We start from the raw sequence: 18,090 nt of genomic DNA on the forward strand, positions 1-18,090 counted from the left end.
ATGAAATCTGTTCGAGCTGTACTGGATTATTTAGTTTCAGGAAATGTCTCTTATATTTTCGGAATTCCGGCTGGATCGGTGAATGCCTTTTTTGATGAGCTTTATGATACGCCTTCCATTACACCTGTAATTGCTAAGCATGAAGGAGCAGCCTCCTATATGGCCGCAGCCTATGCTAAGTATTCCGGTTCGCTGAGTGTGTGCATCGGAAGCAGTGGACCCGGAGGGACAAACCTGGTGACAGGAGCGGCGAATGCGATGCGGGAGCACCTACCTGTCCTGTTTCTCACCGGAGCTGTCCCTGTGGATACGGTCGGATTGAACGCGTCCCAGGAACTGCATGCGGACCCTCTGTATCAGTCGGTTACAAAATACAGCCAGCGTGTGGACCGGGCAGAGGACCTGCTTCCAGAAATTCATAAAGCGGTGGAAATTGCCCTGACCGGTGTTCCAGGCCCTGTGCATATCGCTATGCCGATCGACGTTCAGCTTTCATCCGTTATGCCCCCCGCTCTTCCGGCTTTTCCTGAACGCGTCCCCCTTCTTCCCGATGATGATAAAATCCAGGAAACGGCTGAAAAACTCGCCGGAACGAGTGGATTCATCTTCGCCGGCCAAGGGATCCGAGGGGCTGTCGAAGACGTACTGGAACTGGCTGAAACACTGGAATGGCCGATTATCACGACCCCTCAGGCGAAGGGATTCATCCCGGATGATCATCCGCTTCTGAAAGGGATATTCGGATTTGCCGGGCACGAAGAGGCTTCCGCATTCATTCATTCGAATGCAGCTGAAACCATCCTTGTGCTTGGGTCGAGCCTCGGAGAAACGGCTACGAACAACTGGAATCCCAATCTGGCCGCCAACCGTACGCTTATCCAGGTTGATTACGATGCTACGGTTTTCAACCGGAAGTATCCGGTAGACATGGCTGTACACGGGGATATCAATGTGACGGTATCTTCTTTGATTACAGCTTTGAACCAGCTTGGACACAGGCAGAAACGAATGCCTGCCTTCCCACAGCGCTCACAGGAAATCACATCGGAGTATAACTCCCGGAACGTGCTGCTCTCCCTGCAGAAGCTCCTCCCTTTGAATACGCGCTATACAGTGGATATCGGAGAATTCATGGCTTATGTCGTTCACTATATGAACGTCCGTTCCACAGATTCTTTTGATATCAATGTCCATTTCGGAGCAATGGGAAGCGGCATCGGCAGTGCCATCGGTGCCAAGCTTGCAGAGCCGGAAAGACCTGTAGTAAGCCTTACCGGAGATGGCTGCTTCTTCATGCACGGGATGGAACTGCTGACAGCCAAAGAATACCACATCCCCGTATTGTTTATCGTGATGAATAATGCACGGCTCGGCATGGTCCATCACGGGCATACGCTGCAGTATAAGCGTGCGCATGAGCGGTTTGGTCAGGAAGCGGTCAATATTACGGCTATGGCCGCTTCTCTTGGTGTGCCGTCCGTTTCCGTCCATTCCATGGAAGATGTGAATGAAGAAACACTCGGAGAGGTTTTGAACAGCAGCGGACCAGCTGTTCTTGAGATTTCCCTTGTGGATGACAATGTCCCGCCTATGGGCGATAGAGTCAAATTCCTTTCTTCTTTCGGAAAATAAATCTATAAACGTCTGTCATTTTTTTGAAAACGATTGAATCTTTCCTGCGCCCTCTTTATGATAGAGATAATCTATATAAAGAGGGTGCTTTGTTTTGCTGAAAAATGTACTCATCGTGGGTATACTCGTATCCGGACTGTCCCTCACAGGATGTGGAGCATCGGAAAGTGAAGAGAGTCATGTTGAACATGCGAACGGAGATCTACGTGAAGAAACGGCTTCAGCGGATGTCCTCCCAGACTTCATGGACGGAAAACCTGAAAATGTCCAGAACATCTACCTGGCTGCTGCCCAGCACCGCGATCTGCTTGAAAACATCCCTTGTTACTGTGGCTGCGGAGAAAGCGCCGGCCATAAAGATAATTACGACTGCTTCGTTCATGAAAATCATGACGACGGCAAGATCATGTGGGATGACCACGGAACGAAATGCGGGGTCTGCCTTGAAATTGCTGCCTCTTCCATCAACGATTATCAGCAGGGGAAATCAATCAAGGACATCCGTGCAGATATTGATGAAGCATATGAAAACGGGTATGCAGAACCTACTCCAACCCCTGCTCTTTAATCAGATCGTTTTAAAATGAACGACAAAGGCCGCCCCGGAAACCGGGGCGGCCTTTGTTTATTCAGAAACAGCATATGGTACTCAGAGAGCGTCCGAGGTCACCCAATGATCCGGACTTATGGGGATAATAGAAAAGCACAGGTTCCTCTACAAGCTGAAGGGAGTCCATCTTCAGAACAAATCTTTCATGCCGTCTTTTCCACCGGCTTCTTCTGTTCGAATTTCTGTTTTAACTGTTTACGACCGCGGTGCAGTCTCGACTTCACCGCGCTCTGGGTTATGTTCAGAAGGTCCGCAATTTCCTTCTCCTTCATGCTGTACTGAAAGCTTAACTGAAGAACCTCCCTTATTTTAGGGGATAATAAGCCGATGGATGATAGGATCTCCTCCTCAAGCTGATGCCGTTCACACGTTGCTTCAACGAGAGAGCCCTGTTGACATAAAGAATCGGGCAGCGGGAAATGTTCAAGCGATACTACAACGGCACGCCGCTCTTTTCTCAGCAGATCGACCGCTTTTCTTGCGGCAATCGTCGACAACCAGGCCCCTGCTTTTTCCTCATCCGTCAGTTCATCCAGTTTGTGATAGGCTTTCAAGTACGTTTCCTGCACCACATCTTCAGCAAGGCTGTAGTTATTCACCACTTTATATGCAGAGAAAAAGACCCGCCGGTGATAACGCTCATAAAGTTCATAAATATCCATCCGGATCTCCCCCTTACTCAAAATGCTGACGAACGAAATCGGGAGCATTTTCTTTGGTGAACGTCACAATTTCATTATAGTCTTTGTTGGTATCATCATAGTAAAGGGCGACTATATAGGCGCCCTCATCCTGATTGTGTCCGCCTTGAAGCAGAGGCTCTATTTTCTCTTTCCCTTCCACGGCCAGTGGCTCCACGCCCTGTTCCAATAAACGATCAAAGATAAATCTCGGGTAATCCTCGGCGAACTGTTCCTCCGGCCATTCAAACACTTCCGCTTCGGCAATGTCCTCGGGTCCGACCATGAAGTCCTCATATAACCCTTCCTTTTTAAGCCAGGCCGTCGTTTGTTCATATCCTTCATATACGGTCGTTTGATAAGGATTGGTTATGATTTCATTGGATTCGTCCCTCACACGGAAGGAAATCCATGAATACATGCCGCTTGGATGGGCCATCTCTTCATAAGACTGGCTGCGCAGATCTTCTTTCAAAGCCTTCAACAAGCCGGTCACTTTCTCCTCATCCACGATTGTATGCGGACTTCCTTTCCCATTAGGATCAAGATGGATGCGGTCCACCTGTCCACTCTCCAGCGTTATAGCTGGATAACGGATGTTTCTACCTTCATCTGTTTCATAAACCGCCTGCCGGGCGGCTTCGATTCTTCGATCACCCGTCTGGTACTGCCGCTGGACCTTCCGACCGTTTTCCAGTTCATAGTTGATAAAGTAATAGTCTTCTCCCATCTCCATAGGTTCACTGTATTCGACAAGGGCTTCATGTAAATTCAGCACCGACTCAATTCCTTCTCCGGAAGTGATAGAAGGGATCGGCGTTTCGGCGTTCTGGTACTGCTCGTATTCACCATACCCCTCACTGATATAAGCTTTCACAACCTTTTCCTGCTCCGGAATGTAAGCTTCGTAGCTCTGCCAGCCTAACGGAAGGAGAGCCAGGACAGCACCTGCGCTTCCTGTATAGATGAGCCAGTTTTTCATGAGACGGATATGGAAGACACGCCATGTCTTTTCCAACAGCATAGCTGCTGCCATATATCCGAAGGTTCCGCCCAATACCCAGCCAAACACCATCCAGCCGTACAAACTCAGGCTGAGACCGAAATACATCCCTCCAAGCAGCGCGGTGCAGAAGGTGACACCAAACTTGAAGACAGGGCGCAGCGCTGGTACAGTCACAGCTTTTGTGGCCGTTTCCAACGCACGCCTTTGGTAAATGACATAAGAAAGGCCATACATGACGACAGATGCCAAACCGTACGTCCATAAAGAAACTTGGGATAATGGAAGATTGGAGACTTCACCACCGGAAGAGGACGCCGTCAGCACATCTGTGATTGGTGATAAATGCTGGATCGTTTCTTCCTGAGCGATGACGCCTGAAAAACCATTGACTGTCATGTCCAGGTAATAGCTGATCAATAAGTACATCCCGGCAGGAAATAGCAGGAAAATATACGTAATTACTGCATGGACAGCGGATAAACCGGTCAGCGTCCCTACAAAGACACCGGTCATAAATAAAAGGATGGACATGACACAGAAAACAGCGAGCCAGTAGGCGGCATTTCCGATCGTGAAATAACCCGATACGTCCGCGACCCGTGAAGTTACAACTAGAATGATGAAATTCAAGAGAACCGGGACGAGCAGCAGAACAATCCCTGACACCAGATGATGGTTCAAGAGCCTGCCGCGGCTGATCGGTAAGCTATGAGCAAAGTCCGAGGCATCCTTCGTTTGGAGATACCGGAATAAAAAGACAGCCATCAAGACAGGCAGAATCAATAGAAAAACGGCTTGAAGTACAAAGGCGAACATCGAACCGAAGAGCCCTCCGTCATTATCCACCGGTGAAGCCATAGGAGCGGCTGTATTCAAATCCATAAACAACGGCAGCGGAACGAGAAAGAAAAGTCCAAGAAAATAGACGATGCTGATCCACCCTACAGCTCTGAAATCCTGCTTGAATATTTCCTTATTAAACAAGGATGTTTTCGAACGCATATCCGGCACCTCCCATTTCATAAATGAAAATTTCCTCAAGCGTTAACGGCAGGCGGTCATAAACCACAGGATGCCATGACTGAATTTCCTGTGCCACTTCCTTCTCTGTGCCGCGGACGATAAGAACATATACGCTTCCCCGTTTTTCTACATGAAGGACGTCAAGATCTGTTTCATCAGGATCGAACGCATCCTCCTTGAAGGCGGCCTGAATTTTATGCACGTCTTCCTTCAAGTCGTCCAAATCACGTTCCAGCAGGATCTCGCCCTTATGCAGGATGCCGACGTGGTCGCAGATATCCTCCACTTCCTTCAGGTTATGAGAAGAAATCAAAACCGTCATTTCACGTTCAGCCACATCCTGGATAATCAAGTTTCTGATTTTCTGTCTCATGACAGCATCCAGGCCGTCAAACGGCTCATCAAGAATCAATACATCCGGCACGGTGGACAATGCGAGCCAGAACGCTGCCTGTCTATGCATCCCTTTTGAAAAACGGCTGAGCTTCTGCTTGTCGTCCAGCTTAAACAGCGTTCTCAGCTTTTCGTACCGCTCTTCATCCCAGCCGGGAAACAAGGATCGATAATAGTCCCCCATCTGCCGAATGGTATATTGAGGAAGGAAATACAGGTGGTCCGGCAGAAAAATGAGCCGCTGCTTTGTTTTCGTATTTTCATAAATTCCAGCATTGTCAATATGGACCTGACCGTCGTCCTGCCGCAGGATTCCTGCGAGCATCCGCATCATCGTCGTTTTACCGGCCCCGTTGGACCCAAGCAGCCCGTAGATCGATCCCTTGTTCACATGAAAGCTGACATTGGTTAAAATCTGTTGTTTATCGAACGATTTATCGACGTTTCTCACATCAATCATGACGTTCTCCCCCTTCCACATCCTTTAAAAGTTCAGCAATCTCTTCCCGGCTCATACCTAAATACATCGCTTCTGCAAATAATTTCTTCAACTCTTCCCTCACTTTTTCCAGCTCCTCTTTCCGTCCGTTTTTACTTGAAGGATGAACAAAGCTTCCTTTCCCTTTCAACGAGTAAATGTAGCCCTGGGACTCGAGCTCCCGGTATGCCTTTTGAATCGTATTCGGGTTGATCGTCAACTGCTGCGCCAGTTCCCTCACAGAAGGCAGCTTTTCATCCTCCTTAAGCACATCGTGAATAATCAGCTGCTTCAGTTTGTCGATCAGCTGCTCGTAAATCGGCTTACGGCTCCTGATATCCAGCTCAAACATAGATCCACCTCCGCCTCTTCTGTATTAACTGTATTATTACTACTAATACAGTAGTATACACGTCACTCCATATTTTGAGAAGTCCCGGTTTGAAAAAATAACAACTTCCCACTTTTAGCTGCCGGATCATAAAAAAAGACGGCCGGGTGAAATCCCGGCCGTCTCGATGTTTGTCCATTATTCTCCGTGGGTGGGCAGGGAATAAAACTCCCGGACGTATGTATAATCTCCTGCCATCCTTCCAACAGGTTTCAGTTTATGGGGATCGATCTTATCCACGTCCACATAGACATCGTCCTTCACATGATAACCAACAAGACGGCCGAGCACTAAATGACCGGACCCCACCTCTACAACCTGTGACAGCGCACACTCCATATGCACAGGAGATTCCTTCACTCTCGGAACATTTACAAAATCTCCGGGTTCCGACTCCACGCCGGCGGCATGGAACTCATCTACATCCGGGCTGTGATTTTTACTGCTCTCGTGCATTTGGTCAGCCAGTTGTTCTGTCACAAGATTAATAATGAAGGTTTCGGTTTCCCTTATGTTGACAAGAGTATCCTTCTCCCGTGCTCCATCACCAATGGAAAAACAAAGCGTGACCGGGTCCATGGAAGCCACTGTAAAAAAACTGAACGGAGCCAGATTGGCCACACCATCAGAGCTGAGAGAAGACACCCATGCGATGGGACGAGGGACGACGGCCCCTTTCACCAGCTTACTCATACGATGCTCATGAAACTGATTTTCTCCGATTTTCATCCTGCTTCTCCTCCTTTTCTTTTCATTGTACTAGAATCCATGTTCTTCCACATCATGTAGAGTAATTCACCGTTTAACAGTAAATGGTAAAGGGAATGTATGATTAACATTTAAAAATAGGAAGGAGTTTCTTTTATTGGGAGATTTATGGAGTGCCTTTAAAGATGCATTAGCCACTGTATCCAACTTTTTATGGACATACCCTCTTGCTATTATTTTAATTCTCGGCGGGATCTTCCTCACGTTCCGCATCAAGTTTTTTCAATTCCGCTTCTTCGGCCATGTTCTCCATCAAACCGTGGGCCAGATTTTCAAGAAAAACAAACAGAAAGGAAGCATCACTCCTTTCCAGGCGTTCACATCAGCCCTTGCCTCAACAGCGGGCGCCACAAATATCGTAGGGGTTCCGGTAGCCATATCGCTCGGTGGGCCGGGGGCACTTTTCTGGATGTGGGTGGTAGCGCTTATTGGAATGGCAACAAAATACAGCGAGATTCTTCTCGGGGTGAAATACAGGGAAAAGAATGAAAAGAACGTATGGGTCGGCGGCCCGCAGTATTACATAAAAAAAGCACTCGGCTGGAAATGGGTCTCCACCGCCTTTGCCTTTCTCCTTATGATTGAACTGATACCAAGTGTCATGGTCCAGTCCAATTCCATTGCCACCCAGACCGAAGGAGCCTTTGGGTGGCCGGTGGAAGTTACCGGCGCCATCATGTGCGTGGCTATTGCCCTCGTGGTATTTGGTGGCATTCAGCGCATCGCCAAAGTCACCGATAAAATGGTGCCGGGGATGGTGCTGATTTACCTTGCTGTCTGTTTTTACGTCATCTTTGCCAACATGGGTGAAATCCCTGCCGTCTTTGCTCTTATTTTCCAGCACGCCTTCACCCCTGTTTCCGCTACGGGCGGATTTGCCGGGGCCGCCGTAGCCCAGGCGCTCCGCTGGGGAATTGCGCGCGGTCTTTACTCCAACGAAGCAGGACTCGGGACAGCTTCGATCGCCCATTCTGCTGCTCAGACCGATCACCCTTCCCGCCAGGCGCTGTGGGGGATCTTCAGCGTTTTCGTAGATACGATTCTGATCTGTACCGTTTCCGGCCTTGTCGTGCTCGTTACAGGGGCCTGGACAGAAGTCGATGGCAGCGACGCCTCCAACATGATCAACGTCGCCATCGGCAGTGAGTTCGGCGACGCGTTCGGAGGAAGCTTCATCAGTGTCTTCCTGCTCTTTTTCGTCATTACAACGATTGGAATTCTTGTATTCTACGGAGAGAAGCAGGCGGAATACTTATATGGGCTGAAAGCGGCCAAAGGGATGAGAATCGTTTATATTCTAGCCGTCTTCGTCGGAGCTCTCGGAGGCCTTCAGTTTGTATGGCAGTTCCTTGATCTGCTTCTAGCCCTTGTCCTTCTTGCGAATATCATCCCGCTCCTGTTCCTGCACAAGGAAATCGCGGCACTGACCGATGACTACGTAAACCGGGTGTATAAAAAGAAAACCTCCAAACGGAACATCTCCTTGTTTGAGGAAGAGGAAGATGCCAGCTGAACCCTTCCTGTACGGAAGCCGGCTGACGGGGACTTTTCCCGTCAGCTTTTTTTATGGGCTGTCCTCCGATTGTAAGAAAGCTTACACATGGACCTTTTCAATTCTCTTCCCAGCCCTGATTATGCTATCGTCTAAGAGGATAGGATATTGGATAAACACGCAGGAAAACAACGAAAAGCAGGTGTTCACATGCTCGATACCCACGCCAGGAAATATGTACAGCCTTCCATTGATAAAACCGCCCACTATTTATTAAAACAGGGCCGTTCAGCCGATCAAATCACCATCACCGCTCTATTCATCGGTCTGGGCACCAGTATCCTTTACATGCTCGGCCATCCGGTGGCTGCTGTCGTCCTTTTATGGTTTTCCGGATTTCTCGATGCCGTAGATGGGACAATGGCCCGCCACACGAAAACATCCCCCTTCGGCACCGTGATGGATATTACGTTCGACCGGGTCGTCGAAGTCGGAATCATTCTTGCGATCGCCTACGTGCACCCGGACGTGCTGTGGCCGCTTCTTCTTCTTACCGCCTCCATCATTATTTCGATGACGATTTTCCTTGTCGTTGGAGCTGTGTCTGAAAAAGCAGGGGTGAAGTCCTTCTATTATCAGGCAGGGGCGGCCGAACGGACAGAAGGCTTCCTTTTATTCAGCATTATGATGTTGTTTCCGGATTATCTGCTCTGGTCAACGCTGTTGTTCTTTGCCGTAGAACTATTCACAGGCATCCAGCGTTTTGTGGAAGCAGCCAAAATTCTGAAGTAAGAGCCCTCTCCAATACCCGGAGACTTTGACAGAGATAGAGGAGAAAAAGAGATGCTCTTTTGCGAAGCAAAGGAGCATCTCTTTTTTGATTGCGCAGCATGAATGCTTACGAACCGCTTGTCAGTGAATGCTCATCTTAAAAGCAATTCGGTATAAACGGATAGAAGCAGCATGCAAAGGACTGTTTTATAGATCGAGCACGGCCTCTTCTATCCTTTTCACACCTCTGACAGCAGCCATGTCCTCCACCAGTTTCATGAGAGCAAGATCTTTTCCTTTCGCTTCAATCATAAAATCGACCGGCTGGTTCATTGCTTTCAATTCCTTTAGAAGCGGCTGAATAAAATCAGCGTCCACATAATCCGAATGGCTACGGAAAGCATTCTCCGACTTCGGGGAGGAGATGTGGATTTTCGGAGGCACATGCATGCCTTCCCACGTCCGGAAAAAGCGGGGCAGGAGATCCTTCAGTGATTCTTCATCTGTATGATTGGCCCTATAGTGATGATAATCGAACATCATTGGAATGTTGTGTTTTTCGCACACGTCAAGTGTTTCCGATGTGGTGTAGGTTTTATCATCATTTTCAAGCGTCATCTGCTGTTTGACTGGATCCGGGAGCTGCTTGATATTCTCGTGAAAACGGCCGAGTGCTTTAGCTTTATTTCCGTAGGCACCGCCCACGTGAAGGTTGATATGGGCTTCCTCATGCAGGCCCATCGCTTCCAGCATCGCGTAATGATAGGTCATATCCTTGACGGCATTGATCGTGACTTCAGGCCTGTCACTGGTAAACAACGTAAATTGATTGGGGTGGAAACTCGTCCTCATCCGGTGCCTTCTGACAATATCCCCGATTTCCCTGAACAAATACTCAAAGGGTGTAATATAGTCCCACTCCACATCATCATGGGTGGCAAGCGGAATTAAGGAGGAAGACATCCGGTATAGGTGGATCTGCCGGGCCACATTATAGTGGAGAATCCGAATGGTACGGCGCAGATTCATTTCTGCAATCGTATGAAGCTGTTTCAACGCTTCTTCCCGCCCAAGTTTCTCGTAGCGGGCAAAAGTCATCGTTTTTGCAGGCGCGGCCTCCCACAGCGATAGAGCGTGGGATACATAGCCGAAGCGGATGATCATAAACATACTCCTTCTCACAAAATGGTATAGTTCTATCTTCCCCATAATGGAAAAGGTTAATAATGTAATCAACGATCCCTCTGTTTTTCCAATAAAAAAAGGGCCGCCGGCGTCCGGCAGCCCTTTCCTCATGATTATCTTACATTCATTTCTGATGGCTTCGGACCTTTACGCTCTCCACGGTCCAATTTGTTGATGGCCGCCATATCGTCGGCCGTCAATTCAAAGTCAAACACATCAAAGTTCTCTTCGATGCGGGATGGTGTCACGGATTTCGGAATGACAACCGTATCGTTCTGCAGGTGCCAGCGGATGATGACCTGCGCTGGTGTTTTCCCATGCTTTTTGGCAATGGACTGAACATCTTCGTTTTTCAGAACTTCTCCCCCCTGCATGAGAGGGCTCCATGCTTCTACGAGGATACCATGATCACGGCAGAAATCCTTCAGCTCATTCTGTGCAAGATATGGATGGCATTCCACCTGGTTGACTGCAGGCTTCACATCGCATTCATCCAATAGACGCTGCAGATGATCGATGTCGAAGTTACAGACTCCGATAGCTTTTACCTTACCGTCTTTATACAGTTTCTCAAGTGCTTTATAGGTTTCAACGTACTCATCGAATTCCGGTGTCGGCCAGTGGATCAAATAAAGGTCCACATAGTCGAGGCCAAGCTTATCAAGAGAAGTTTCAAAAGCTTTCAATGTATTGTCGTACCCTTGATCTGTATTCCATACCTTTGTCGTAATGAACAATTCATCGCGCGCAACGCCACTCTGGCGGATGGCTTCCCCGACCTGCTTTTCGTTGCCGTAAATGGCTGCTGTATCAATAGAACGATAACCTGTTTCGATGGCTTTTGTTACCGCAGGCACTGCTTCCTTTTCTTCTACCTGCCAAACACCGAAACCGAGCTGAGGCATTTCAATCTGCCTATGTAGCGTAACCGTCTTCATTGTCATTCTCCTTTTCTGCTTAGGGATTTCAAATTGTAGTGTATCATAACGCTTTCATGCGGGCTTCTAATCTGCTCACGGCTTTTTCAATTGTATTTCCCAATTCGATCCTGTCCGAATACCATACGCCTTGGAAAAGGAGCCTTGGTTAATGGCGACGGCCATATGATCGAGCGAATTCACATATAGGAGAGGCTCTCCGATGTGCGTAGCTGCGAAAGAACGGCCGAACGTCACCGTATTGTGATACACCTCCTGGCCATTGTGAGTGATCTGCACGTCCAGTTGACTGCCGTAATCGACGCCTGTCTGAAGGAATAACCGACGGGGAATGTTGGTCCATACATTTCCAAACCGCACATCAAGGATATCCAGGATCCCCGATACAGACCCAGGCTTAAGCACGGGCTCTTTCACCGGGAGCTTCACAAGTTCCGCTGGATCAAGAGGAGGACCGATTTCCTCAAAAGAAATCACTCCGGAAGCCAATCTTGCTCCTGTATAGGCGTAAATGTCCCGGCCATGGAACGTAAACGATTCACCGGAGCGCGGAAGACGGTTGACCCGCTCGTCAATCTCCCTGACCTCGACGATTCTTTCGGCCGCCATTATATGCGTCAACGTTCCGTTGTCCGGTGTAATGACATAATGGCCGGACCCGGTCCGGACCCCGATGCTTCTTCGGGCAGATCCGACGCCAGGATCCACAACAGACACAAAGACTGTTCCTGTTCTCCAATACCCCATCGTCTGCCACAGCCGGTATGAGCCGTCCCATATATGAAAAGGTGGAATGTCATGGGTCAAATCAAAGATGTTCAACGAGTCATCCACTCCATGCGCCACCCCGTGCATGGCACTCACTGCACCATCTCCGAGTCCGAAATCCGATTGAAATACGAGTGCTCCCATTCGCAGAACCTCCATCCTGTTAAATTAGGAACATTCTAAATAATTCATCTAAAAAAAGCAACATAAAAAAGCACCGGTCCTACGAACGGACAGGTGCTTTTGGATAGATGATGATCATCCGGTACATATAAAAGCTGAAAAGAATGAAAAAAATAAGAGCACTGATCACGTTGGGCACCGCTGCATATTTCAGCACGACGCTGAGAATCAACGGCAGTGTGGCAGCATAAGCGGTCAGCTTCCAAAGCAGCTGGTAGCTCAGTTTCCTCTCAAGGGCCTTACAAAGCAGGAGCGCACCTCCAGCCAATATGGAAACCCCGACAAGGATTAAAAAGACAATCAACAGCGGATAAAAGACGAGGAACTGCACGATGTACATTCCTCTGGATACTTCTGTAACGCTCGTCTCCAGATACATAATCGAAAAAACCATATCCGGCAGGAACAAAGCAAACAGAAGCACAAACAAATAACCGATCGTCTGTGTAATGCCTTTTCTATTCAAATGGAACATCGCCTCTTTTTTTGGAAGGCGCAGACTATTCTTCAACGAATCAAAAAACCCCATGAGTCTCTCCTGCCTTATTCAGCGTAAATGGCCAGTTCTTCTTCAATCTTCGTACGGATTTTCTCCAGGGCGTCTTCGGGTGTTTTTGCGAAAACGCGCTGATTATTGACAATGGCATACGGGCGGACGGCACACATGCCGCAGAACGATAAACATTCGTTCATGAGTACAGCGACTTCTGGATATTCGGATTCAATGATGCTTTCGATGTCCAGTTCATTGATCAAGTTGCCGTCACATACTTCAACAACAACGATTCCCATCAGGTGTACTCCTTTCTAAGGTGTATTATTCGGGTAAGCCTAAAATTCGACGGGCCTTCTGCTCATCCTTCTGCATCTGCGTGACAAGGGCATCGACCCCGTCAAAATTCTCCTCGTCTCTCAAGTGCCGTAAAAACTGAACGGTCACTTTCCTGTCGTAGAGATCACCGAAAAAATCCAGAAGGTAAGCTTCGACTTTATAAGAATCACCGTTTACCGTCGGGCGGTAACCGGCACTGATTAATGTGTAATAGTATTCAGGAGAATCCTGTACAAGCTTCACAAGACCGAGGTAGACGCCCGGCTTGGCTTTGATGTAGTCATCGATTCCTCCGACATTCAGGGTCGGATAACCAAGCGTGCGTCCAAGCTGCTCCCCTTTTTCAACGAAACCTGTAACTTCATAAGGGCGCCCGAGCATCGCCTGGGCCGCTTCCATCCTTCCGTTGGATACATGCGTGCGGATATCGGTACTGCTCACTTTAGAATCATGAAGCATCACACCGGGTACAATCGATACCCCGGCTCCGATTTCCCTGCACAGCTCTGCCAGTCCTTCCGCGTCAGAACCACGGCCTTTTCCGAATCGGAAATCTTCTCCTACAATCACATGCTGGATATTCAAGCGGTTCAAATGCTCCAGTACAAATTCATCGGGAGATGTTTTTGCATATTCTTTTGTAAAATGGACGTGATAGTAACGATCTACCCCGAACCGTTCCAGACGGGCCAGTTTATCTTCAAGTGTAGACAACCCATACTTAAAGGATTCCTCGCCGCGCAGCACCCATTTGGGATGATCAGAAAAACCATAAACCGCAATCTTATCTTCCGGACGGGCCAGCTTCTCTGCTTCCTGTAGAAGCGACTGATGCCCCAGGTGTACGCCGTCCATCTTCCCGATAATTAAAACAACGGGCTCTTGATTCTCAGGTGGTCGTCCTTGTACTTCAATCAGTTCCATTAACAAAGCATCCCCTTCAACCTGTTGATTAAACCTTCTAATTATATAATATCCATTCTTATTTAATCAACCTTGGACAGTTTTTGCAATGATTCTGCCCTTGTTCTTCTGTTATGATCAAAAGAAAAGGAGGAAAAGCATGATTGAGCAGGCGGAACGGCTGGCAGCCAGAGCCCACAGAGGGCAGAAACGGAAGAACTCAGCTGACCCTTACATTGTTCACCCGCAGAGAGTGAGTGAAATCCTCAGAGGATGCGGAGCTTCTGAAGCACTTATTTGTGCAGGGTGGCTCCATGATGTCGTAGAAGATACAGAGGTGACCATTGAGGATATTCATAAGCAGTTTGGTGATCAGGTGACAGAGCTTGTGGCGGCGCATACGGAGGACAAACGGCTTCCCTGGCAGCAGCGCAAACAGCACACCATCAACGTGGTCCGGGACGGCCGTATGGAAATCAAGTCCCTGATTGCAGCAGATAAGCTTGATAACCTGCGCTCCATCCATACGGCCCAGCAGCGCCTCGGGGAAAAGGTGTGGGATAACTTCAACGCGGGATACTCCCAGCAGAAATGGTATTATCAATCGGTGGCTTCAGCTATGTACAATGGTCTCTCCAAACAGGACGCTCCTCCCTTTTTTCAAGAGTACGCAGAACTGGTTGAACAAACGTTTGATTAAAAAAACATCCAGTTCCCAAACAGGAACTGGATGTTTTTATTGAGCCACTCCGGCATAAAAGCTATCTATAATCGCCTCGTCTGAATGAGGGATTTCCTCTCCCTTCACCATCTGCGCATTATTGATGCACCCGCTGGTCAGAAGAATAATATCGCCTTCTCCCCCCAGCTCGAGGGAACGCAGAACGCCTTCCTCCCGCGTGCGGGTCTGATGGACATGCGGAGATTCCGGATGGGAAAATCCTGTGCAGACTTGATCAACGATAATCTGCGGATCGTGGTAGCCGGGATGGTCGACCGTTACGATGATTTCGTCGGCCCGGCCTTCAATCGCCGCTGCCATCTTCGGCATTTTATTGAAATCACGGATGCCGATCCCGGCAATCATGACAATTAAACGGCGGTGTCTCAGCTTTTTCACTTCTTCCAGGAGACGGTTTAAAGCTACAGGCGTATGGGCGTAATCAAGAATCACCTTCTGATTCATTGGAGTATCGATAACTTGGAAGCGTCCTTCCGGTCCCTGCATGGCCGGGAGGACGGAGAGGATGTGATCGATGGTGAATCCAAGGTGAAGAGCTGTGCCGATGGCAGACAGAACATTCGCGACGTTATAGGTGCCGTACACAGGTACCTGTACGTTTTCCGAACGTCCGTACACCTGTAGTGTGAAGGTGGAGCCCGCCTCTGTCACCTCAATGTCTTCCGCTCTGATATCAGCCTCTGGACGGCCTTCTATACTGTACGTCAGCAGCCCTTCCCTTCCCATTGCGAGAAGTTCAGCGGCCATGCCGTCGTCATCGATATTCACGACGCGGTGATCGGCCTGTTTGAAGAGACGCATTTTACACTCCCTGTAGTGGTCGATGGTATGGTGGTATTCCAAATGCTCCTCAGAAAAGTTGGTGTGGATCGCCACATCAAACTGAATGCCTTCCACACGGGATTGATCCAGGGCAATGGAGGATACTTCCATCACGGCTGCTTCATCTCCGTGGGTACGCAGGTCACGGAAAATGCGATGCAGATCCATTGATTCCGGTGTGGTCGGCGTACTTTTTTTATAGGAGAGCTTTCTGCTGGATGTCCAGATTCCTGTCGTTCCGATGGATCCTGCCGGAAGTTCAAGAAGCGTAAGCAGAGACCGCACGTAGGCGGCTACAGTCGTTTTACCGTTCGTACCAGTGACACCAATCGTCTTCAGCTCATCATCGGCTGCTCCATAAAAGTACTTGGAGAAACCAGCCATGGCCGATCGTACATGGGAAGTGACAATAAACGTTGTCCTCGTATAGACCTCACTCATACGCCGGAACAGTTCATCCTCATGCCCGATAATGACATTCGCCCCGCCGGCAACCGCCTCCTCAACATACTCATGGCCGTCGAAGGTTTCTCCTTTTAAACAGAAAAAAGCGGCATCCGGCTGTATACGTCCGGAATGAAAGGCGAGGGAGGAAACCGTTTGCTCAGTTGGTCCGTAAAGGGCCTCTATATTCAATTGGGGGATTTGATCAAATGAAAGATTCATGTTCATTTTCCTCACTCTTTATATAACTTTATCGTCGTCTTTTTACAGGTGAACTATGTACGGTTCCTCCGTGGGATTAACGGAAGCTGACCCACTATTTACCGCTTATGGGGTACATACCTTACTACGTACTTTACCCGTTCTTCAAAGACATTGAAACCTTTCTGCTGTATGGCAGGGAAACTGAATCGTTTGAAGGAGAAACATTCCATTTTCATACAATTGTCAATTATGCCTGGCATGGCTGATCGTCTGCTGCAGAAGGTCAATGACATGGTCATCATCGTTGGAATAATAAATCGTCGTGCCTGCTCTTCTGTATTTGACGAGCCTTAAATTTTTTAAAAAACGCAGCTGATGAGACACGGTGGACTGTCTTAGGTTCAATTGATCGGCAATTTGGTTGACAGACATCTCCTTCTCGCACAACAAATGCAGGATACGAATTCTCGTTGGATCGCCCAATGCCTTAAACGTCTGGGAAACGACGAATAACGTCTCCTCATCCAGGGGGCTCTGGTCCTCTTCTGTCACCGTTTGTTCCTTTTCGTCAGCCATCCTGCTGCCTCCTTTACCATAGTGAAGAGAAATGTAAATTCATCGTATGTCCCTCTACTCCTTTTGTCAATGGAGGGAGACGTTTACTCTTCGCCCCTGCCGGGAATTTCTACTGTAGAACCGATAAAGGAGGAACAATCGTTTATGTCTAAAAACGTTCTAATGGTCGTCACGAACCACGACACGATTACGGAAGAACAGTCCACAGGTCTTTGGCTGTCTGAATTCGGAGAAGCCTATAATGAATTTAACAAGCATGGCTACAACATTACTGTCGCCAGTCCAAATGGCGGCGGAATTCCGATCGATCCGAACAGTGTCAGTGACGACGAACCACAGGAAATCCTGGATACCAAACCTCATTTAGAAAATACGACCCCGCTGATCGACGTGGAAGCGGACGATTACGATGCCATCTTCCTCCCAGGCGGACACGGGACGATGTTTGATTTTCCAGATAACGAAAAACTGCAGAAACTGCTTCGAGGATTTTATGAAGATGGAAAAGTCGTATCTGCGGTCTGCCACGGCCCCGCTGGCCTTGTCGGTGCCACATTATCCAACGGCGACCCTCTCGTAAAAGGGAAACGCGTCAGTGCTTTTACAGACGCGGAAGAAGCAGAAACAGGCCTTGATGAGCATATGCCTTTCCTATTGGAGAGCCGCCTGAGCGAACTTGGTGCACAAGTCCGAAATGGGGCCAACTGGGCAGAGCATGTAGAAGTAGACGGACGCTTGGTTACCGGGCAGAACCCTCAATCCACAGAAGCCGCAGCCAAAGAAGTCGTAAAACAGTTAAATCAGTAAGAAATAAGGGATCCTGATTCAGGGTCCCTTTCGGCTGTCCAAAAAGAAGGATGGAGACATGGAAAAAGCTTGTAGAAAAACATGGTGTTTTTCTACAAGCTTTTTTCTTATTGGTCCTCCCCTGGTGGGTGAAACAAATAGTGGTACAGCCGGCGGGAGAGAACCCCGAAAGTGATCAGCCAGAAAACGAGGAGCACTGCCGCCCCCGCCCCCTTCAGGAATGTCCATCCTGTAAGAAAGGCGAAAAGGAGTCCTGCTGTCAGCACCGCTGTAGAAAAGATAAACAGCAGGATGGAAAGCAGAACTTTCATACTGTGACTAATCCAGGCAGGCATGAACTTTCACCTCCTGCTCTACAGTATGTATTTTTTCCAAATCAGCTTGTACGTTTTAGTGGACAACGGATAAAAAGGGCAGATGCCTGCCGCACATCCGCAGCTGT

General features: G+C 48.5%; 20 protein-coding genes. 6 read left to right on the forward strand and 14 right to left on the reverse strand.

The genetic code is table 11. The features are described from left to right. Together ACXAJH_RS18675 and ACXAJH_RS18680 are read left to right on the forward strand one after the other, a co-directional pair. A complete protein-coding gene (locus ACXAJH_RS18675) occupies positions 1-1,632 on the forward strand; it encodes a thiamine pyrophosphate-binding protein (protein WP_474970294.1) in 1,632 nt (543 codons plus the stop codon). Positions 1,633-1,726: 94 nt separating this feature from the next. Next, positions 1,727-2,200, forward strand: coding sequence for a PCYCGC motif-containing (lipo)protein (locus tag ACXAJH_RS18680; RefSeq protein ID WP_474970293.1), 474 nt, complete (start codon positions 1,727-1,729; stop codon positions 2,198-2,200). A gap of 185 nt (positions 2,201-2,385) precedes the next feature. Here ACXAJH_RS18680 and ACXAJH_RS18685 read toward each other — a convergent pair whose 3' ends face one another. The 5 genes from ACXAJH_RS18685 to ACXAJH_RS18705 form a co-directional block, all read right to left on the reverse strand. After that, positions 2,386-2,904 carry an RNA polymerase sigma factor gene (locus ACXAJH_RS18685; RefSeq protein ID WP_474970292.1) on the reverse strand — a complete coding sequence of 173 codons (519 nt, stop codon included), beginning with the start codon at positions 2,902-2,904 and terminating at the stop codon, positions 2,386-2,388. 13 nt (positions 2,905-2,917) lie between these two features. Then, positions 2,918-4,930 carry a DUF6449 domain-containing protein gene (locus ACXAJH_RS18690; RefSeq protein WP_474970291.1) on the reverse strand — a complete coding sequence of 671 codons (2,013 nt, stop codon included), beginning with the start codon at positions 4,928-4,930 and terminating at the stop codon, positions 2,918-2,920. Further along, positions 4,905-5,804 carry an ABC transporter ATP-binding protein gene (locus ACXAJH_RS18695; RefSeq protein WP_474994918.1) on the reverse strand — a complete coding sequence of 300 codons (900 nt, stop codon included), beginning with the start codon at positions 5,802-5,804 and terminating at the stop codon, positions 4,905-4,907. The genes ACXAJH_RS18690 and ACXAJH_RS18695 overlap by 26 nt, the downstream gene beginning before the upstream one ends. Next, positions 5,797-6,174: a GntR family transcriptional regulator gene (locus tag ACXAJH_RS18700; protein WP_474970289.1), complete on the reverse strand. Its 378-nt coding sequence runs from the start codon at positions 6,172-6,174 to the stop codon at positions 5,797-5,799. Before ACXAJH_RS18700 ends, ACXAJH_RS18695 begins: the two co-directional genes overlap by 8 nt. 177 nt (positions 6,175-6,351) lie before the next feature. Further along, positions 6,352-6,942, reverse strand: coding sequence for a flavin reductase family protein (locus tag ACXAJH_RS18705; protein WP_474970288.1), 591 nt, complete (start codon positions 6,940-6,942; stop codon positions 6,352-6,354). A 136-nt stretch (positions 6,943-7,078) separates the two neighbouring features. Here ACXAJH_RS18705 and ACXAJH_RS18710 point away from each other — a divergent pair, with 136 nt between their 5' ends. Together ACXAJH_RS18710 and ACXAJH_RS18715 are read left to right on the forward strand one after the other, a co-directional pair. Continuing rightward, entirely contained in the window at positions 7,079-8,494 is a 1,416-nt protein-coding gene (locus tag ACXAJH_RS18710; RefSeq protein ID WP_474970287.1) for an alanine/glycine:cation symporter family protein, read from the forward strand. Between the two features lie 189 nt (positions 8,495-8,683). Continuing rightward, positions 8,684-9,265 carry a CDP-alcohol phosphatidyltransferase family protein gene (locus ACXAJH_RS18715; RefSeq protein WP_474970471.1) on the forward strand — a complete coding sequence of 194 codons (582 nt, stop codon included), beginning with the start codon at positions 8,684-8,686 and terminating at the stop codon, positions 9,263-9,265. A 186-nt stretch (positions 9,266-9,451) separates the two neighbouring features. On the opposite strand, the gene uvsE is transcribed toward ACXAJH_RS18715, so the two are convergent. From uvsE to ACXAJH_RS18745, 6 genes are all read right to left on the reverse strand, one after another. Next, entirely contained in the window at positions 9,452-10,408 is a 957-nt protein-coding gene (gene uvsE / locus ACXAJH_RS18720; protein WP_474970470.1) for a UV DNA damage repair endonuclease UvsE, read from the reverse strand. A gap of 134 nt (positions 10,409-10,542) precedes the next feature. Continuing rightward, positions 10,543-11,367, reverse strand: a complete 825-nt coding sequence (locus ACXAJH_RS18725; protein WP_474970286.1) for an aldo/keto reductase — start codon at positions 11,365-11,367, stop codon at positions 10,543-10,545. A 75-nt stretch (positions 11,368-11,442) separates the two neighbouring features. Continuing rightward, positions 11,443-12,279: an SAM hydrolase/SAM-dependent halogenase family protein gene (locus ACXAJH_RS18730; RefSeq protein ID WP_474994920.1), complete on the reverse strand. Its 837-nt coding sequence runs from the start codon at positions 12,277-12,279 to the stop codon at positions 11,443-11,445. Positions 12,280-12,358: 79 nt separating this feature from the next. After that, positions 12,359-12,847 carry a DUF1189 family protein gene (locus ACXAJH_RS18735; protein WP_474970593.1) on the reverse strand — a complete coding sequence of 163 codons (489 nt, stop codon included), beginning with the start codon at positions 12,845-12,847 and terminating at the stop codon, positions 12,359-12,361. A gap of 14 nt (positions 12,848-12,861) precedes the next feature. Next, on the reverse strand, positions 12,862-13,110 hold the full coding sequence (locus tag ACXAJH_RS18740) for a YuzB family protein (protein WP_027953290.1): 249 nt from the start codon (positions 13,108-13,110) through the stop codon (positions 12,862-12,864). A gap of 25 nt (positions 13,111-13,135) precedes the next feature. Continuing rightward, complete coding sequence (locus ACXAJH_RS18745) at positions 13,136-14,074, reverse strand: bifunctional riboflavin kinase/FAD synthetase (protein WP_474994921.1); 939 nt, start codon at positions 14,072-14,074, stop codon at positions 13,136-13,138. Positions 14,075-14,213: 139 nt separating this feature from the next. Here ACXAJH_RS18745 and ACXAJH_RS18750 point away from each other — a divergent pair, with 139 nt between their 5' ends. After that, positions 14,214-14,753 carry an HD domain-containing protein gene (locus ACXAJH_RS18750; RefSeq protein WP_474994922.1) on the forward strand — a complete coding sequence of 180 codons (540 nt, stop codon included), beginning with the start codon at positions 14,214-14,216 and terminating at the stop codon, positions 14,751-14,753. 36 nt (positions 14,754-14,789) lie between these two features. On the opposite strand, the gene ACXAJH_RS18755 is transcribed toward ACXAJH_RS18750, so the two are convergent. Together ACXAJH_RS18755 and ACXAJH_RS18760 are read right to left on the reverse strand one after the other, a co-directional pair. Next, complete coding sequence (locus ACXAJH_RS18755) at positions 14,790-16,283, reverse strand: UDP-N-acetylmuramoyl-L-alanyl-D-glutamate--2,6-diaminopimelate ligase (protein ID WP_474994928.1); 1,494 nt, start codon at positions 16,281-16,283, stop codon at positions 14,790-14,792. Between the two features lie 225 nt (positions 16,284-16,508). After that, positions 16,509-16,841 carry an ArsR/SmtB family transcription factor gene (locus ACXAJH_RS18760; RefSeq protein ID WP_474994923.1) on the reverse strand — a complete coding sequence of 111 codons (333 nt, stop codon included), beginning with the start codon at positions 16,839-16,841 and terminating at the stop codon, positions 16,509-16,511. Positions 16,842-16,985: 144 nt separating this feature from the next. Here ACXAJH_RS18760 and ACXAJH_RS18765 point away from each other — a divergent pair, with 144 nt between their 5' ends. Further along, positions 16,986-17,648 carry a type 1 glutamine amidotransferase domain-containing protein gene (locus ACXAJH_RS18765; protein ID WP_474970279.1) on the forward strand — a complete coding sequence of 221 codons (663 nt, stop codon included), beginning with the start codon at positions 16,986-16,988 and terminating at the stop codon, positions 17,646-17,648. A gap of 107 nt (positions 17,649-17,755) precedes the next feature. Here ACXAJH_RS18765 and ACXAJH_RS18770 read toward each other — a convergent pair whose 3' ends face one another. Further along, on the reverse strand, positions 17,756-17,983 hold the full coding sequence (locus ACXAJH_RS18770; RefSeq protein ID WP_474970278.1) for a hypothetical protein: 228 nt from the start codon (positions 17,981-17,983) through the stop codon (positions 17,756-17,758). Between the last annotated feature and the right edge of the window lie 107 nt (positions 17,984-18,090).

It is taken from the genome of Halobacillus sp. ABD4_316 (genome assembly GCF_056161385.1).

What these genes read in the sequence shown, in the direction of transcription:
- ACXAJH_RS18715 (WP_474970471.1), top strand. Translation starts at nt 8,684, where the DNA reads ATGCTCGATACCCACGCCAGGAAATATGTACAGCCTTCCATTGATAAA.
- ACXAJH_RS18735 (WP_474970593.1), bottom strand. Translation starts at nt 12,847, where the DNA reads ATGGGGTTTTTTGATTCGTTGAAGAATAGTCTGCGCCTTCCAAAAAAA.
- ACXAJH_RS18705 (WP_474970288.1), bottom strand. Translation starts at nt 6,942, where the DNA reads ATGAAAATCGGAGAAAATCAGTTTCATGAGCATCGTATGAGTAAGCTG.
- ACXAJH_RS18690 (WP_474970291.1), bottom strand. Translation starts at nt 4,930, where the DNA reads ATGCGTTCGAAAACATCCTTGTTTAATAAGGAAATATTCAAGCAGGAT.
- ACXAJH_RS18760 (WP_474994923.1), bottom strand. Translation starts at nt 16,841, where the DNA reads ATGGCTGACGAAAAGGAACAAACGGTGACAGAAGAGGACCAGAGCCCC.
- uvsE (WP_474970470.1), bottom strand. Translation starts at nt 10,408, where the DNA reads ATGATCATCCGCTTCGGCTATGTATCCCACGCTCTATCGCTGTGGGAG.
- ACXAJH_RS18765 (WP_474970279.1), top strand. Translation starts at nt 16,986, where the DNA reads ATGTCTAAAAACGTTCTAATGGTCGTCACGAACCACGACACGATTACG.
- ACXAJH_RS18745 (WP_474994921.1), bottom strand. Translation starts at nt 14,074, where the DNA reads ATGGAACTGATTGAAGTACAAGGACGACCACCTGAGAATCAAGAGCCC.
- ACXAJH_RS18675 (WP_474970294.1), top strand. Translation starts at nt 1, where the DNA reads ATGAAATCTGTTCGAGCTGTACTGGATTATTTAGTTTCAGGAAATGTC.
- ACXAJH_RS18755 (WP_474994928.1), bottom strand. Translation starts at nt 16,283, where the DNA reads ATGAATCTTTCATTTGATCAAATCCCCCAATTGAATATAGAGGCCCTT.
- ACXAJH_RS18700 (WP_474970289.1), bottom strand. Translation starts at nt 6,174, where the DNA reads ATGTTTGAGCTGGATATCAGGAGCCGTAAGCCGATTTACGAGCAGCTG.
- ACXAJH_RS18685 (WP_474970292.1), bottom strand. Translation starts at nt 2,904, where the DNA reads ATGGATATTTATGAACTTTATGAGCGTTATCACCGGCGGGTCTTTTTC.
- ACXAJH_RS18695 (WP_474994918.1), bottom strand. Translation starts at nt 5,804, where the DNA reads ATGATTGATGTGAGAAACGTCGATAAATCGTTCGATAAACAACAGATT.
- ACXAJH_RS18750 (WP_474994922.1), top strand. Translation starts at nt 14,214, where the DNA reads ATGATTGAGCAGGCGGAACGGCTGGCAGCCAGAGCCCACAGAGGGCAG.
- ACXAJH_RS18725 (WP_474970286.1), bottom strand. Translation starts at nt 11,367, where the DNA reads ATGAAGACGGTTACGCTACATAGGCAGATTGAAATGCCTCAGCTCGGT.
- ACXAJH_RS18740 (WP_027953290.1), bottom strand. Translation starts at nt 13,110, where the DNA reads ATGGGAATCGTTGTTGTTGAAGTATGTGACGGCAACTTGATCAATGAA.
- ACXAJH_RS18730 (WP_474994920.1), bottom strand. Translation starts at nt 12,279, where the DNA reads ATGGGAGCACTCGTATTTCAATCGGATTTCGGACTCGGAGATGGTGCA.
- ACXAJH_RS18770 (WP_474970278.1), bottom strand. Translation starts at nt 17,983, where the DNA reads ATGCCTGCCTGGATTAGTCACAGTATGAAAGTTCTGCTTTCCATCCTG.